This window comes from Methylorubrum rhodesianum (genome assembly GCF_014199985.1).
Classification (GTDB): domain Bacteria; phylum Pseudomonadota; class Alphaproteobacteria; order Rhizobiales; family Beijerinckiaceae; genus Methylobacterium; species Methylobacterium rhodesianum.
The window spans coordinates 246,176-262,635 of the sequence record NZ_JACHOS010000009.1; the positions used below are offsets into that span (position 1 = coordinate 246,176).

A 16,460-nucleotide genomic window follows, 5' to 3' on the forward strand; every position below is an offset into this window, starting at 1 on the left:
ATTTTAATCCGTGCATTTTGGATGCTCATCGGCAGGCCTCGCCACAGCGGTCGGGCGCATCGGGACGGGACGGATCGGATGACGGCCGCTCGGCCGCTTCATTGCCCCCGTGATGACGGCGGGCGACACGATCCGAGGCGCCGGACCTATTGCGGCGTCGGGCCGGCTTCAGAGCGGCGCCGACCTGTCACGCCGGGCGAGGGCCGCGCCGGCCGTGCCCGCCTCCCAGGCCTCGTCCGGATCGCCCCCGGCCACCTCGGCCGCGGTGACCGGGACGGCTTCGAGGAGCGGGACGGAGCCGAACGGCAGATCCGGGATCGCCGCGCCGTCCGCCGCCCCGGTGAGGATCACGTATTCGAACGGCGCGCACTCGGCCGGGAGGCGGCTGAACAGGATCGCGCCGTGTTTCTCCACATCCCTCGCGACGCGATATCCGTCCGCGACGCGGTCACCGAGACTGATCAGGATGTTGGTCCAGAGCCGCACCCGCTCGGTCTCCGCCGCCTCTCCCCGCGGCAGCCGTAGGGCCACCTCGCAGGCGACGCCGTTCTCCGGGTCTGGGATGCCGGCCCAGGGCGTGGACAGACCGTCGGTGGCGAGCACCGCGCCCTCGGCCGCCCCCTCCCTCGGCCCCTCGGCCGGGCGCAGCAGCAGGATCCGGCGATGGGGACCGAACCACTTCGTCTGCCCGTGGATGTTGGCGTGGTGATCCTGCGCGGCGTAGCCGCAGACGCGGCGGCCGCGCGCCTCCCAGAACCGGTGGCGGGCTGCGGCGGCCGCCTCGTAGGCCGGGTCCTCGGGACCGCGCGGGACGATGCCGGGATCGAACGACGTCTCCACCCGGACGCGGCCGGGCCGCCCGAGGAGAGAGAGGGGGAAGCGGTCGGCCGTCCAGCGGATCTCGACACGGTTGAAGGGGGCGCCGCCCGCTTCGACGAGGCGGCTCACCGCCGCCTCGACGGCGGCGAAGGCGTTGCGTGGCTCGGCGTCCACGTCATGCCCCGCCGCATCGGTGTAGCCGCCCGAGATGTCCGAATACCCCGCCTGCATCGTCGAGGCGCTCCAGGCGCCCGCGACCGCCCCGGCCGGCGCCTGCCCCAGGGCGGCGCGAAGGTCGCGCTCCGCATCCGCGATTCCGTAGGGCGTGCCGTCCATGCCGGTTTCCTCCCTCATCTCCGATCCGGCCGATCCCTCCGGAGTGGCGGATCCGGGCTTCGCTCACACCCGCCGCATCCGGCTTGGGTCCGGTCCGTCCCTGGCGGGGGCTGCGCCGCCCTCCGTCCCCGCTCAGCCGAGCCGAGGCGGTAATCTAGCCGCCGAGCGCGGTGCCGATCAGGGCGATCAGCCCGAAATAGGGGCCGATGAAGGCGATGGAGCCGCCCCATATCAGCGCCAGCCAGCCCCAGCCGCCCATGCGCGCCCCGGCCCTGCGCAGACGCGTCGCGCGTTCGGCCGGGGCGTACACGCCCTTTCGTCCGGCGCGGCGCGCGGCGCGGGCCGCCGCCGCGATCTGGATCCGGTCCGCCCGGACCGCCGTCACGGCGGCGGTGCCCGCCCAGACGAGGAGCGCGAGGGCGCCGCAGGCGACCGCCCTACCCCCGGTCTCATCCATGGCGACGTTCGACAGGAGGAAGGAGAGCCACAGCCCCGCCAGGGCCGCGAGCGCCACGCCCCAGCGGCGATGCGCCACCGCCCAGACATGCGGCGCCAGCAGCGCGTAGGGGCAGAGGCGGCGGGGTGGCGGCACCCGCTGCCGCATCGCCTCGTAGGCCTTGAGGGCGCGGGGTGCGGATTCCAGGAAGGCGCGGGCGTCGGCCGCCTGAAGCGGCAGGCGTCCGCGGAGGAAGACCGGCACCGCCACGACGGCCGGATCGCCGGGCTCGGGTGGGATCACGTCGCGCAGGATCTGGGTGGCGACGGCCGCATCCCGCGGATCGAAGCGGGCGGCGAGAACCGCATCCTCCCGCGGCCAGCCGAACACCGGGGCGGCCCGCAGGATCGCGGCGCGGGTGGCCTCGACGCGCTTCGCCGTCAGCCGTCCGTCCGGGCCGCGCCAGAGGCCGAACAGCGCCCGCAGCAGCGCGGCCTCGGCCAGGGCGCGCGGCCCGGCGGGCAGCCGCCGCGCCCGTGCCAGCCACGCGGTCAGGCTGTCCGCCCCGTCGCGCAGAAACGGCGGCAGATCGGCTTCCAGCGCGCGTGCCTCCTGCCATTGCGCCGGCCCGGCTTCGAGCGGCGCGATGTCGATCACCAGGGGCGTCGGCGCAGCGTCGGTAGCCGGCGCAGCATCGATAGGCGGCGGCGCAGGGTCGGAGTCGCGCACGAGAAGGGCCGGCGCACCGGGCGCCGATGCCGGGTTCTCGAGATCGCGCACGAGGGGCGGCCCCGGCCGAGCGGGATCGACCTCCGGGGCCGGTCCCGGATCCGGCGATCCGCTCTCCACGATCACGCCCGCCCCGCCGGGCCCGGCCGCCCCGGCCTCCGACGCCTCGGCCGGCTCGTCTGCCGGCCCTTCCTCCCCGCTATCCCTCTCGCTGTCCTGCCACGCCTCGGACAGGGGCCGCCGCGCCTCCGCCAAGGCGCGCTCGCGGGCGGCGAGCAAGGCCTGGAAGCCTTCGGCATCCTCGTCCGGCCGGGTGAGCTTGAGGCGGCGGGCATAGGCGCGGCGGATCGCCGACGCGTCCCGCGTCGGTTCGAGCCCGAGCAGGCGCCAGGCGCTGTCGCTCATGACGGGGCTCAAAACCGGAAGCGATGATCTTCGAGGGCGTCGAGTTCGCTGGCGAAGGCCGCCCGCAGCGCCTCGGGCTCGCTGCCCGACGCCTCGGCGATCTCGCGCTCGAAACGGGCGACGCGCCCGGCGACGTGCTGGCGCAGGTCGCCGCGAAGCTCCGCGTAGAGCGCGTCGGCGCGGGCGAGCAATGCCCGGTTCTCCGCCTGCTCCCGCGGCGCGAGCTTGATCGCGGCGAGCGCGGCGAAGCGCGCCTCGATCTCCCCCTCGTCGAGATTGGCGCCGTTGCGGAACACCTGCCGGCGGCGCAGGCCGGTGGAGACCACCGCGACCTCCACCTCGAGGGCCCCGTTGATGTCGTAGGTGAAGCGCACCTCTGCGGTCTCGGCGCCGGCCGGCGCCTTCGGCAGCGTCACCGGAACCTGGCCCAGCGGGATGTTGTCGTCGGGGCGCAGGCTCTCGCCCTGAAACACCTTCACCTCGATATGGTCCTGGCCGTCGTGGACCGTGGTGATGCGGTGGGCCCGGCTCACCGGCACGGCGGCGTTGCGCTCGATGATCGGCAGCATCACCTGCGTCGTCCCGGCGGTGCGAGCGTTCTCGGTGATGGCGATGCCCAGGGTGAAGGGGCAGACATCGGTCATCACCACCTCCTCCAGTGCGGCGTGGCGCGCCTTGAGCCCGGCCTGCACCGCCGCCCCCTGCGCCACCGCCGTGTCGGGATCGACATGGACCAGGGGCAGCCGCCCGAACAGGCGGACGACGAGGCTGCGGATCACCGGCATCCGGGTCGCGCCGCCGACGAGGATCACGCCGTCGAGATCGGCCAGCCGCTTGCCGGAATCCGACAGCGCCCGCTCCAGGGGGGCGCGCAGGCGGTGCAGCAGCGGGGCGGCGGCGGCCTCCAGCCGTGCGCGGTCGAGCTGCCCCCGCCGCACCGCCTCGCCGAGCCGGATCTCATAGGCCGCCTCCGGTGCGGCGGTGAGCCCGCGCTTGACCGCCTCGGCGACCCGCAGCAGGCGGGCGCGGTCGCCCGGCGAGAGGCTGTCGGGAGCGACCCGCTGGTCGTCGGCGATCACCCCCGCCAGAATTTCCGAGAAGTCGTCGCCGCCGAGCGCGACGTCGCCGGCGGTGGCGCGCACCTCCATCACGCCCTCGTAGAGTTCGAGCAGCGAAACGTCGAAGGTGCCGCCGCCGAGGTCGAACACGAGGACGGTGCCCTCCTGCCTGGACGCGACCCCGTAGGCGAGCGCCGCCGCGGTCGGCTCGTTCACGAGCCGCTCCACCGGCAGGCCGGCGAGCCGGGCGGCGTCGAGGGTGGCCTTGCGCTGGATGTCGTTGAAATAGGCCGGCACCGAGATCACCGCCTCGGTCACCTCCGTGCCGAGATGCGCCTGCGCGTCGGCCTTGAGGCTCTTCAGCACCAGGGCCGACAATTCCTCCGGGCGGAAGCTCTGGCCGCGGCCGAGCCGGGTGACGTGGCCCGAGCCCATCCACCGCTTGAACGAGGCGACGGTGCGCTCGGGCTCGGTGGCCAGCCGCTCCCGCGCCGCGCGGCCGACCAGCACCGTCCCGTCGGCGTCGAGGCCGACCACGGAGGGCGTCAGCGGCTCGCCGAGGGCATTGGGGATGAGCTGCGGCCCCTCCGGCGTCCAGACGGCGACCGCCGAGTTCGTGGTGCCGAGATCGATGCCGACGATCGCCATGGAGCCCCCTCGCTTCGGGCGGCCCGCGTCGGCCCGGCGCCGCGGCCCGCCCCCGCTTATAAGCCACAGCCCGCGGCGATGGCGAAGCCCCGGGCGGCGTCACACGGCATGACGACCTTCGGCCGGGCGGAGGACGAGGCCCCTCAACGGCCGCCGCTCCCTGAGGAGCGCCCGGTTCGCACCCTCCGCGACGGGGGCATCGGGCGCTCTCTGGCCGCGGGAGGCCGAGGCTGCGGGCGCCGGCCGCGATGACGGCCGAGCCGGTCCGAGCGGCATCGTCCGGATCGGCTTTCCCCGAAGGCGCGGACGCTGCCTCGGATCAGAACCGCAGACCGGACAGGCGCCCGCGGCTGCCGGGACCGAACACGCTCTCGATCACAGCCCAGGTCGAAGGGCTGAGGCCGCGGTCGCTCCGCAGCCGGCGCGGATCCGCCCGCTCGAGCCGGCCCATCTCGCCGGCGCATCGCTGGAGGGCGCGCTCCGCCCCCGCCGTGGCCGAGCCCTGCCGCTGCCCCTTGGTCCCCTCCAGCTCGAATCGAAGGCAGGCCGCGAGATCGTCCTTCAGATCGTCGAAGGGGGCGGCCTGAGCACCGGGCGCCATGACCAGGAGCGAGGCCAGAAGGGAGGCCAAGAGGGAGACCACGGGTAGAACGGTGGCACGAACGAACATGGGGACGCTCCGGTCACGGTCGGCTGACGACGACAACGCGCCGGCCGGCGATTCGCCGCACCGAGGGGAGACGGGTTCGGCGACGCCGCCGTGCCTCTATCCCGCGTCCGCTGTTTCACTCCCCGGTCCGCGCCGGAACAGGAAGACCTGGCGCCCCTCCCCCGCCAGCGCGACGGCGCCCTGGCGCCCGCAGAGCCAGTCCCGCACCATCGCCGCGGCGGCGGGCGAGACCGCCGGCTTCCACAGCCAGATGTCGCGGGTCTCGTCGATCCCGTGCTCGCGAAACAGGGCGGCGGGCGCATCCTCCGCCACGCCCACCGACCAAGCGGAGAAATCGGCGCCGAACTCCTTCACGTAGCTGATGAATTCGAACTTGATCTGCTGCACGCTGTAGGCGGTCATCGGGCGCCCCTTAGGCGGGGATCGGGGCGATGCGGCCGGACTCGGTGCGGCGCGCCTGCGCCCGGGCGGCCCCCTCGCGCTTCTCCTCGGCCGACATCTCCTTGATCACCTCCTCCAGCGCGTTGAGCGCCGTGCCCACGCCGTGCCCGGCGGCGAGCGAGAGCCAGGCGAAGGCCTCGACCCGGTCGCGCTCCACACCGATCCCGTGCGCGTAGAGATGGCCGAGCCGGGCCTGGGACGGGTAGTGCCCGGCCTCCGCCGCGGTCCGGTAGAGGGCGGCGGCGCGGGCCGGGTCCGCCGGAAGTCCGTCTCCCTTGGCCAGCAGGGTGGCGAGATTGTAGGCCGCCATCACGTCGCCGCCGGCCGAGGCCCGCTCCAGCCAGCGCGCGCCTTCCGCGCGATCCTGCGCCACGCCCTGCCCCATCGCCAGCATCGCCCCGACATTGGTCGCGGCCGGGCCGTGGCCCTGCTCGGCGGCGCGGCGATACCATTCGAAGGCCTTCGAGAGCGAGCCGGGGACGCCGGTCCCGCCGGCATGGAGCGCCCCGAGCCACGCCTGCGCCTCCGGGTCGCCCGCCTCGGCGAGCGGCTGGAACACGGCGAGCGCCCTGTCGTAGGCGCGGGCCTGGAAGGCGGTGACGCCGTCGGCGAGGGCGGGCGCGAGGGGTTGGACGGCAAGGCTCATCGACGTCTCCCAAGAAGTCAGCAGCCGCGGCCCTGAGCCGTGGCATAGAGGGGCTGGGTGTCCGTGGCGGCGGGCCGCGCCCGCACGCGGGCGGCGATGCATCGCTGCAGCCAGAGACCGGCGGCGTTTGTCGGAAGGGGCCGGTCCGCCTCCGGGCGCGTGAGCGCCGCCTGCGCGGCGACGGCCGGCGCCATCCGGGCGGCGATCTCGGCAAGCCATGCCGTCCAGGCGACTTCGAGATCCCCCTGCTCCGCGCCGTCCCGGCCGAGCAGCCCGATCCGCAGCAGCGTCTGACCCAGAGCGGTCGGCTGGAGGATCACCGCGCAAGTCTCGCCGCGCGCCTCGATCAGGACGAGGTTGGGGAAATGGACGGCGATGGCAGCGACCTCTCCCGTCGCGAGATGCCCGCTCAGATGCAGGCTGTCCGGCGCGTGCTCGGGACGTTCGCCCTCGGCCAGAGCCTGCGCGGCGAGCTTCCAGTTGGCGGCGTACTCCGCCCGGCGCGTCTCGCCGGAACGCGCGACCAGGCCGTCCGGCGGCGCTTCGGCCGGCGCCGCCTCGGGGTCGAGGCTGATCCGCACCATTGGCCCCCACGCGCGGGCGGCGACCGGCAGCAGGCGCTCCGGGCGCAGGCCGAGATACTGGTGCATCGCCGGCGTCGGCCCCTCCCGTCCCGCGGGCAGGACGGCGCCGTCGCGGCTGTAGCCGCAGGCGGTGAAGGAGCAGCGGGTCTTGGTGCCGGTGCGGCACTGCAGCGGCACCGCGCGGCAGCCGCCGTGCTGGGCCTTGTTGAAGCGCCCGACGAGGCCGCCCTCGGCCGCGCGCTGGACGTGCAGGCCGTGATGGCCGGCGGTGAAGGGCAGGAGGTCGCCGGGCGCCGGAATCTCGGCGCCGAGGCCGATGGCGAGCCAGGATCGGGTCCAGACCGCATCATCCTCCAGTTCCGCGAAGGCGAGCGTCCGGTAGGCCGCCGGCGGCAGCAGGCGCGGCGCGGCCGGATCGAGGCTGTCGGCGAAGAAGGCCGGGTCGGCGAGGTCGAGCCCCTCGGCGCGGTGGCCGAGATCGGGGCGGTCCGGCACGAAGCCGGCGGAGGCGACGGCGAGGGCCATGAACTCCTCTGAACTCCTCTCACTCTCGAGCTGTGAAGGGGCCGGTGGCAGCGTTCATCGGGGCTGACGGGCGCTGCCACCGGGGCTCCGCCCGAGGAGGGCAAGGGCGGAGCGTCGGAACGGTCCCCGCCGCGGCGGGGACGATCGGGGCTCAGGCGGGCAGCGGCTCGCCGCGCTCCTTGCGGCTGCGGTGCTCCATCGGGGTCGGGTCGTAATCGGCCCGTCCGCGATGCTTGATCGCGCTCGCGGGCGGGGCCGGCAGCGGCCCATCCATCGCGAAGCGGTCGAGCACGTTCTTGGTCAGCCGCGAGATGTTGTTGTCGCAGTTGTTCCACGGCAGCGAGCCGCAATAGGCGATCGACGAGAAGGCGAAGCAGGCGCCGCCGTTGGGGGTCTCGTGATAGGCGATGTCGCCGCGCACCCGCGGATGGGTGGTGCCGTCGAGTCCCTGCTGGTTGAAGCCGAAATCCTCCATGACGAGGAGGTAGGCCTCGGTGTGCCGCCCGGCCGAGGTCGCCACCGTCAGGGTGTGCGGGGGCGAGCCCAGCATCGTGTCGACGATGTCGAGTTCGAGACCCGCCGCGCCGCCGCCGACGAGACCGAAATTGCCGAGTTTTTCGTCGTAATCGATCCCCTCGAAGGCCCAGGCGACGCGCTGGTCCAGGCTGTCCGGCGTGCGCGAAAAATAGCTCGAGACGTCGAAGCCTTCCGACGACATGCCGACGCCGGCCACCGAGTGCAGGTAGCGCCCGCGGAAGCGCCACATCCCGCCGAGTTCGCCCGTGCCCTGGTGGTAGTACTCGCCCGGATCGGCCCGCCAAGTGCGGATGCCGGATTCGCAGCGGCGCATCTCGGTGACGACGCCGCGGCCCTTGTCCTCGTAGCCGGGATGGTACGAGTGGACCCAGTACCACGCGTCGGCGCCCATATACATCAGCCGGCCGCCGCGCTGGGTGTAGTTGTGGAGCGCGTCGAGCTGGGTGCCCGAATTGTGCTCGGGATGCGAGCCGGTGATGATGACGTTGTAGTTCTCGATGCGGGCGAGCCCGTCGTAGGTGATGTCCTCGTCGGTGAAGACGTCGTACTCGTAGCCCATCGTCTCCAGCCAGTAGATCAGGTGGAGGTCGGCCGGGTATTGCCACGGCGCCTGGGCGAGGAAGTGGTCGTATTTCGGCCGGATCGACAGGATCGGCCGCAGACGCGACGAGATCGAGATGCCGGTGCCGTCGGTGTGGGTGTCGTAGATCGAGCCGCCGTATTCACGGTGCTCGGACAGGAACATGTTCTGCTGCTGCATGATCGGCACGCGGTAGACGAACAGTTCCGCCCCGCCCGCGTTGCAGGCCACGTGCTCGTTGGCATAGGCCATGTAGCTGATGGTCGGCACCATCACCGCGATCTTGGCGGTCTCCTGGCCGATGCGCGGCACAACCCAGAACGGGATGAACTCCTCGTCGCCCTCGGCCGTGGTCAGCTTGGCGGCGTAGAAGCGGCTCTTCACGCCGGTCTCCGGCACGCTCCAAGTGAAGTCGGAGGTCCAGCGGGCGTCGTCCACGTCGTCGTCGTGGAAGCTGATGGCACCGTATTCCTGCGGCGCGTGCTTCCAGTCGAAGTTCTGGCCCGACCAGTTGTAGCCGGTCATGCCGCGGTTGGGGCAGTTCACCAGCGTGGCGTCGAAGCGATACGGCCCCTCGTCCTTGGCAGTCAGGGTGTCGATGCCGACGGAGAAATTCCAGGCGGCGACGATGCATTCGGAGAGCTTGCCGGTCGGGCCGGCATTGCGCCGTTCGGTCAGGCCGGGCTGGGCGCCGGCCTTCATCATCTCGATCTCGGCGCGCGAGAGCGCCCGGTTGCAGAGGCGCGGGCTGTCGAGCTTGCCGTTATACTTGCCGGCAAAGACCACGCCGGCCGGCTTCGAGGAGGCGGCGAGCGGATCCTCGGGCGCCAGCCGCTCGACATAGGCGCCGAGCGCGACGGGCACGGGGGCGTGGGCGATCGCGACCTTCAGGCTCGCCTCGACCGGCTCGATCTCGGGATCGAGGGCGTAGACCACCTGCGGCTCGTGGATCAGCGTCACGAGGCCGGTGGCGGCGTCGAAGGTCGCGGCGCAGAAATGCCAAGCATGGTCGCGGATCGGCACGCCAGTGGTGATCCGGTGCTCGTTGATGCGCAGCTCCAGGCAGCCCTCCTCGTTGATGAAGAGGCCGTAGCCGCACTCGTTCGACCATTTGGTCACCAGCCCTTGCGGGCCGTGCTTCCAGTAGCGCGGATGGGTTTTTGGCGCGGTCGGCCAGATCCAGCACTGGAGCGTGAAGCTCTCGACGTGGAACGGCTTGGCATCCGGCACGTAGCCGTAGGAGCCGCCGTGGATGATCTGCTTCCGGCCCGCATAGGTGCCGTTGACCGCCGCATCGACCGGCTTGTCGATGTAGCCCGGACCGCGCGGGTTGGTGTCGCCGTTGATCATCTGGACGATCTCGACCTTGTACTCGGACGGACCGTCGCAATTGACGTAAAACTGGATCGTATCGCCGGGATGGACGCCGAACTTGTCGGCGTAACCGGTCAGCCTCATGGTGGTCATCGGGTCAATCCTTTGGGGAGCGTCTCTGGTCCACGCCCGTCCGTGCGCGTCCTCGCGCGCGGGGCGCCGGGAGGCGCGTCACGGCCTCGCGCTGATCGACGTGTCTTGCGAAAAGTCCGGCCGCCTCAGGTGATCGGCCAGTTGTCGTCCTTGCGCTTCCAGCCCTCGTGATAGTCTTCCGGGAAGCCGTAGCTGTCGGAGAGTTCGTCGAGACGCATCAGGAAGATGTCGTGCTGGATCTCCTGCTCGTCGGTGTAGATCTTGTCGCCGACGAATTCGGGGGGCACGCCGCGGATGCCGGAAAGCCGGGCGATGCGCCACTCGGCATCGACCTTGGTGCAGATCACGATCAGCTTGCCCTTCGGGCTCTCGCCGCGCATGCGCAGCAGCACCCGCTTGAGCACCGGATCGGCGTGGACGCCGCCGGTCACCACGGTGGTGTCGCCGGGCGTCTCGCACAGCAGCACCGAGTTGCCGGCGACCCCCTTCATCGAGTCCATGCAGGCCTTGTGCGCGTCGATCAGGCGCTGGCGCTCGGGCGTGCCCTTCTTCGGGATCGGTTCCATCGTCGTCGCTCCTCGTGGATCCCGGCCGCGCCGTTGCGGCGGGAGATGGTTGCGGGCGCGCACGCGCTGCCGGTGCGATCCGGCGAGCGGCCCATTTCGGCGGAGCCGCGATGCCCCGCTGAGAAGTTGAGATCCGGGCAAGTCAATCCATCGTATTCGCAAGCAGTGCTTCGAATACTTCGCCCGTCTTTGTTATTCTAATTTAAGACGCTTCCAGCCTATCGGTCAAGCAAGTTTTTCTTGTGAGGAAACGTTTTTTACGCTGAACGCGAAAGATGTCCCCGTCGTCGCGCGGCTCGGCGAAGCGTTCCGGCAACGCGCCCCGTCCAGGCAGAACACATCCCGGACGGCTTGCGTCTCGCCCGAGGCGCTCAGATCGTCATGTGCCGCTCGATCAGCTCGTCGGTCATCTCGCCGATCGGCCCGCGGGCGACGATGCGGCCGTTCTCCATCATCAGGAAGGCGTCGCCGAGCTTGCGCGCGACCTTGATGTGCTGCTCGGTGAGGATCAGCGTGATGCCGAACTCCTTGTTGAGCCGCCCCAGCGTCTGGCCGATCTCGGCGACGATGTTGGGCTGGATGCCCTCGGTCGGCTCGTCGAGGAGCAGGATGCGGGGGTTGGTGGCGAGCGCCCGGGCGATGGCGAGCTGCTGCTGCTGGCCGCCCGAGAGCAGGCCCGCCTTCCGGTGCAGGTTCTGCGCGAGGTAGGGAAACAGGGTGAGGCAGAGTTCCGGCACGTCCTGGCGCCCATCGGTGCGGGCGAAGGTGCCGAGCAGGATGTTCTCCTTGACGGTGAAGTGCGGCAGGATCTGGCGCCCCTGGGGGATGTAGCCGAGGCCGTACTTCGCCCGCACATGGGTCGGCGCCTTGCCGATGGGATCGCCGTCGATCCGGATCTCGCCGGAGGTCCGGTCGGTCAGGCCCATGATGGTGCGCAGGAGCGTGGTCTTGCCGACGCCGTTGCGGCCGAGCACGCACAGGCATTGCCCCTCGGGCAGGCCGAGGCCGATCTCCTTCAGGATCGGCGTCTTGCCGTAGTAGGAGGTCACGCGGTCGAGATCGAGCAGCATCGTCAGACCTCCGGCTCGCCGAGATAGACCTCGCGCACCCGCGGATCGTTCTCGATGTCGCTGAGCTTTCCCTGCGCCAGGAAGGCGCCCATGTGCATCACTGTCACCACGTCGGCGATCTGCCGGACGAAGCCCATGTCGTGCTCGACCACGATCAGGGTGTTGGTGCGCTTGAGTTCGTTGAGGAAGACGATGGTCTTCTCGATCTCGGACTCGGTCATGCCCGCAACCGGCTCATCGAGAAGCAGGATCGCCGGGTTCTGCATCAGCACCATGCCGATCTCGAGCCACTGCGTCTCGCCGTGGGAGAGGAAGCCCGCCTCGACGTCGAGACGATCCTTGAGGCCGGTCAAGGTCGCCACCTCGTCGAGCTTGGCCGAGAAGCCGGCCGGGCGCCGCCGCAGCATGTTGCGGAACGGGTTGACCTCGCGGGAATAGGCCACCTCGAAGTTCTGGCGCACGCTGAGTTCGCGGAACACCGCCGGCACCTGGAATTTGCGGCCGATGCCGCGCTGGGCGATCTCGTGCTCGCTCAGAGCGGTGATGTCGTCGCCGCGCAGGACGATGGAGCCGGAGGTCGGCTTCTGGCGCCCGGTGATGAGATCCATCGTGGTGGTCTTGCCGGCCCCGTTGGGGCCGACGAGGCAGCACAGGGTCAGTTCGGTCACGTCGAGGCTGAAGCCGTTGATGACCTTGGTGCCGCCGAAACTCTTGTGCAGGTCGCGGATTTCGAGAACGCCCATCATCCTCTCCCTTACTCGCCCGCCGCCGGGGCGCCGGAGATCGCGTGCGGCAGGTCGGAGCGGGCGTGCTTGCCCGGCTGGCGCGCGAGCGCGCCGAGCACCTTCTCGAGAAGGCCCGCCAGCCCCTTGGGCAGGAAGCGCACGACCACGATGAAGAAGGCGCCGAGAACGAGCAGCCAGGTCGCGAGGAACTGGTCGCCGAGATAGCTCTGGCCGCCCTGGATCAGGAAGGCGCCGAGGATCGCGCCGAGCAGCGACAGGCGTCCGCCGATCCCGGCCCAGATCACCATGCCGATACTGAAGGTGGTGTCGAGCTGGGCCGGCGAGACGTACTGGATCAGCATCACCCAGAGGCAGCCGGCGAGCGCGGCGATGAAGCCGGAGATCGCGTAGATGCAGGTCTCGTAGAGGGCGACGTTGTAGCCGAGGAAGCGCACCCGCTCGGGGTCGCCGCGCAGGGCCTGGATGACGAGGCCGAACTTGCTCTGGGTCAGCAGCTTCGCCCCGACCGTGACGGCGATGAGCCCGCCGCAGACGATCCAGTAGGCGGTCGGGCCGTAGGGGTCGATGTCGGTGCCGAAGATGCTCAGCGGCGAAGGCGGCGAGATGCCGTTGGCGCCGTTGGTGTAGGGCTGCATGTCGAGGATCAGCGTGGCGAAGGCCGAGAGCATCGCCAGCGACATGATCGCGAAGAACGGCCCCGAGACCCGGGCGCGGAACATCAGCGTGCCGAACACGACGTAGAACAGCGTCGGCACGACGAGCGCCAGCAGGATGCCGCCGCCGGTGCTCCAGAACGGCTGCCAGAACCAGGGCAGGTGTTCCAGGCTGTTGTTGAGCATGAAGGGCGGGATCGGATTCGAATCCGGATCCTGCGACTGCATCTGCATGGTCATGGCCATGCCGTAGGCCGCGAGCCCGAAGGCGATGCCCTGGCCGAGATTGAGGATGCCGCCGAAGCCCCAGCACAGGCTGATCGAGAGGGCGAGCATCCCGTAGATGCCGTAGACGGCGAACTGGTTGAGCAGGAAGCCGTCGGAGACGAAGGCCGGGATCAGGGCAATGATTACGAAGAACAGTCCGTAGACCGCCCATTGCGCCGGCTTGCTGTGATAGAGATTGCGCGTCGTCATCTGCGGATGGGACTCTTCATGACGGGCGGAAGGAACGAGGAGGCCGGCGGGCCTCCGAGAGAGGCGTTGCATCGGCGGCTCATCGGCGGCCTTTGGCGACGGCGAAGAGGCCGCGCGGGCGGAAGCGCAGGAACACGACGATCAGCACGTAGAGGAGGAAGCGCGCGAAGGTGTCGTTGGTGACGAACGCGAAGACCGACTGGAGTTCGCCCGTCAGCCCCGCCGCGGTGACGCTGCCCATCAGCGTCCCGCCGCCGACCACCACCACGAGGAAGGCCTGCACCACGTAGGCCGTGCCCATGGTCGGCAGGACGATCGCGAGCACGCCGAACAGCGAGCCGGCGACGCCCGCGAGGCCCGCGCCGATCGCGAAGGTCGTCATGTAGACCCGGTCGGCGTTGATGCCGAAGGAGGCGGCCATCTCCTTGTTCTGCATCACCGCGCGCACCTGCATGCCGAAGCGGGTGCGGTAGAACAGCCAGGCCGTGGCCGCGACGATGAGCGCGGTGATGGCGAGCACGACGAGACGGAACACCGAGAGGCTGGCGAAGCCAATCTCGACGTTGCTCTGGAAGATCTCGGGCACGGCGATGTATTTCGGGTCCGAGCCGAAGATCAGCCGCACGCCCTGCATCAAGACCAGCGACACGCCCCAGGTGGCGAGCAGGGTGTCGAGGGGGCGGTTGTAGAGGTAGCGGATCAGCCCACGCTCGATCACGAGCCCGACGAGCGCCACTACGGCGAAGGAAGCGGGCAGGCAGAGCAGGAACGGCAGGCCGAGCGAGCTCTGCAGGGCGTAGGAGGTGTAGGCGCCGAGCATGATGAACTCGCCGTGGGCCATGTTGATGACCCCGACGGTGCCGTAGATGATCGTCAGGCCGATCGCGGCGATGAGCCAGATACTGGCGATGCTCAAGCCCAGCACCAGGGCGTTGGCGAACGGAGCGATGTCGAGAGACGTCACGGGACCTCCGTGAATGCGAAGGCCCGGCCGCGCGGATCCGCGGCCGGAGCGGTTGCGCGGCAATCCGTCAGATGACGTTCTTGCGGCTCTTGCCGTCGGGGGCCACGAGGCCCGTGGCGGTGCATTTCCCGGCATTCGGGTAGATCGAGTACGGATCGGGGGCGACGTGCTCCTTGGCTTCCGAGACGATCTTGAAGCTGCCGTCCGCCTGGCACTGGCCGATCTTGGGCTTGAGCCAGGAATTGAAGTTGTCGCCGTCGATCCAGATCAGACCTTCCGGCGAGACGTCGTCCTCGACCCGCACGCCGCCGCTGACGTCGCGGATCATGCGCGAGGTGACCTCCTCGATGTTGCCGGTCTTCTTGAGCGCGGCCTCGAGCCCGGCCTTGAACACGTAGGCCGAAAGATAGGTCTCCTCCATGTTGTAGTGGGTGGAGCCGTTCTTGCCGTACTTGCTCTTGAGGAAGTTCTCGACGAACTTCTGGTTGGTGGGGTTTTCGAGCGACTGGAAGTAGGGCGCCGACAGGAAGTGCCCGGCGCCGAACTCCGCGCCCATGGCCTTGGTCTCGATCTCGCCGGTGGTGAGCGAGGCGATCGGCATGGAATCGACCTTGAAGCCTTCCTGCTTGAACTGCTTGTGGAAGGCGATGTCGGAGGCACCGACCACGGTCGAGAAGATGAAGTTCGGCTTGGCGTCGCGGATCTTGCCGAGCACGGGGCCGAACTCGGAGCTGCCGAGGGGGATGTATTCCTCACCCACCAGCTCGCCGCCGGCTTCCTGGAGCCAGATCTTGGCGTTCTTGTTCGACTCCTTCGGCCAAACGTAGTTCGAGCCGACGAAGAAGACCTTCTTGCCGAAGTTCTTGACCATGTAGGGGATCAGATCCTTCGAGTGCTGGTTGGCCAGCGGACCCGTGCAGATCGTGTTCTGGGTGCATTCCGCACCCTCGTAGCAAGTCGGATAGTAAAGCAGGCTGTTCTGCGACATCACCACCGGCAGGATCGCCTTGCGGCTCGCCGAGGTGTAGCAGCCGAACAAAGCGATCACCTTCTCGCGGATGATCAGTTCCTTGGCCTTCTCCGAGTAGACGTTGAAATCCGACTTGGCATCGACGATCACCGGCTGGATCGGATGCCCGGCGATACCGCCGTTCTTGTTGATCTCGTCGATGGCGTACTGCATCACGAGCGTGGAATCTTCCTCGGGCACCGCGAGCTGACCGGTAAGGGAGAACAGCAGCCCGACCTTGATCGGCTCCCCCTTCTTGAGCGTCGCGCCCCAGGCCTCACGGGCCGTCGGCAGCCAAAGGTGCGGTGCAGCGATCGCTGCCGCAGCGAGCGAAGACTGCTTCAAGAGCTTCCGACGCGTGAGGTCCATGTCGATCCCCTTAATTGTTGTGCAATTGCCTGATTTTTGAGCGGATACCCGACCCACTGCTTAAGATGTAAAACTTGTTTCTTGCAGAGAAACGCTACGGCGGCTGTTTGCGGCGCGTCAAGAGTGCATTTCTCGACAGGACATTTTTTTTCTTTCTAGCGATGGCAGCGGCGCGACCCAACCGTTTCCAGGCGCTTCGTTGCACGCTTGCAAGCACGATGCCGCAAAATCCAAAAACTCCAAATTCGCAGTTGACCGCTTAGGAATTTCGGTGCGAGCCTAGTAGAGCAAGGATACGTGATCAAAAATTACGCAAAAGCGCGAGGTTTGATCATATTGCAAAAGAATCGAACGTACCGGTGACTTCCGCGCGGAGTTGCCGGCCGTTCAGTCAAAAACCAGAAATCGGACATCGGCTGTTGCACGGCACTTGCGAGGCGTGCGGCAGCCTCGTGGGTCGAGAACGCGGTCGGATTGCGCGCTGCACAATCCGGTGCTGTCGAAGGTCAGCGAAGTCTTGATCGCAACGGCGACAATTAAGGGGATGACGTGATGCGCGGTGGTGGCTACGGCAAGGAACCGGAGACAGCGGGCTTAGAACCGCGAGGACGGCGCCTCGGATGGGCAGCGGGCGCGCTTGTTGCGGCGAGCCTAGCGGGGGTCCCGTCGGGGGCGCTGGCGCAGCAGCCCTCGGCCGCGGGCCAGTTCAACGATCAGACCCAGCC

General features: G+C 69.4%; 14 protein-coding genes. All 14 read right to left on the bottom strand.

Going from position 1 to position 16,460, the window contains the following annotated elements:
* Positions 1-168 precede the first annotated feature (168 nt).
* The 14 genes from HNR01_RS15215 to HNR01_RS15280 all read right to left on the bottom strand — a co-directional run bounded on the left by HNR01_RS15215 (position 169) and on the right by HNR01_RS15280 (position 15,735).
* Complete coding sequence (locus HNR01_RS15215; RefSeq protein ID WP_183668424.1) at positions 169-1,155, bottom strand: hypothetical protein; 987 nt, start codon at positions 1,153-1,155, stop codon at positions 169-171.
* A gap of 154 nt (positions 1,156-1,309) precedes the next feature.
* Positions 1,310-2,725, bottom strand: coding sequence for a hypothetical protein (locus tag HNR01_RS15220; RefSeq protein ID WP_183668397.1), 1,416 nt, complete (start codon positions 2,723-2,725; stop codon positions 1,310-1,312).
* Positions 2,726-2,733: 8 nt separating this feature from the next.
* Entirely contained in the window at positions 2,734-4,431 is a 1,698-nt protein-coding gene (locus HNR01_RS15225) for a molecular chaperone HscC (protein ID WP_017486955.1), read from the bottom strand.
* Positions 4,432-4,750: 319 nt separating this feature from the next.
* A complete protein-coding gene (locus HNR01_RS15230) occupies positions 4,751-5,101 on the bottom strand; it encodes a hypothetical protein (RefSeq protein ID WP_210313270.1) in 351 nt (116 codons plus the stop codon).
* 96 nt (positions 5,102-5,197) lie between these two features.
* Positions 5,198-5,503 (bottom strand): hypothetical protein, encoded by a 306-nt coding sequence (locus tag HNR01_RS15235; protein ID WP_183668399.1) that lies wholly within the window; start codon positions 5,501-5,503, stop codon positions 5,198-5,200.
* A 10-nt stretch (positions 5,504-5,513) separates the two neighbouring features.
* Complete coding sequence (locus tag HNR01_RS15240; RefSeq protein WP_183668401.1) at positions 5,514-6,188, bottom strand: tetratricopeptide repeat protein; 675 nt, start codon at positions 6,186-6,188, stop codon at positions 5,514-5,516.
* Between the two features lie 17 nt (positions 6,189-6,205).
* Positions 6,206-7,297, bottom strand: a complete 1,092-nt coding sequence (locus tag HNR01_RS15245; RefSeq protein WP_183668403.1) for a Rieske (2Fe-2S) protein — start codon at positions 7,295-7,297, stop codon at positions 6,206-6,208.
* Between the two features lie 151 nt (positions 7,298-7,448).
* Positions 7,449-9,881: a N,N-dimethylformamidase beta subunit family domain-containing protein gene (locus HNR01_RS15250; protein WP_183668405.1), complete on the bottom strand. Its 2,433-nt coding sequence runs from the start codon at positions 9,879-9,881 to the stop codon at positions 7,449-7,451.
* A 125-nt stretch (positions 9,882-10,006) separates the two neighbouring features.
* The gene (locus HNR01_RS15255; protein WP_096484309.1) at positions 10,007-10,447 is read right to left on the bottom strand and encodes a N,N-dimethylformamidase alpha subunit family protein; all 441 of its coding nucleotides are present in this window, start codon (positions 10,445-10,447) and stop codon (positions 10,007-10,009) included.
* A gap of 371 nt (positions 10,448-10,818) precedes the next feature.
* Positions 10,819-11,517 (bottom strand): urea ABC transporter ATP-binding subunit UrtE, encoded by a 699-nt coding sequence (gene urtE / locus HNR01_RS15260; RefSeq protein WP_096484310.1) that lies wholly within the window; start codon positions 11,515-11,517, stop codon positions 10,819-10,821.
* A 2-nt stretch (positions 11,518-11,519) separates the two neighbouring features.
* Complete coding sequence (urtD, locus tag HNR01_RS15265; RefSeq protein WP_096484311.1) at positions 11,520-12,260, bottom strand: urea ABC transporter ATP-binding protein UrtD; 741 nt, start codon at positions 12,258-12,260, stop codon at positions 11,520-11,522.
* 11 nt (positions 12,261-12,271) lie between these two features.
* Positions 12,272-13,393 (bottom strand): urea ABC transporter permease subunit UrtC, encoded by a 1,122-nt coding sequence (urtC, locus tag HNR01_RS15270; RefSeq protein ID WP_183668407.1) that lies wholly within the window; start codon positions 13,391-13,393, stop codon positions 12,272-12,274.
* Between the two features lie 79 nt (positions 13,394-13,472).
* A complete protein-coding gene (urtB, locus tag HNR01_RS15275; RefSeq protein WP_183668409.1) occupies positions 13,473-14,357 on the bottom strand; it encodes an urea ABC transporter permease subunit UrtB in 885 nt (294 codons plus the stop codon).
* Between the two features lie 67 nt (positions 14,358-14,424).
* Positions 14,425-15,735 (bottom strand): transporter substrate-binding domain-containing protein, encoded by a 1,311-nt coding sequence (locus HNR01_RS15280; protein WP_183668411.1) that lies wholly within the window; start codon positions 15,733-15,735, stop codon positions 14,425-14,427.
* Positions 15,736-16,460: the final 725 nt, after the last annotated feature.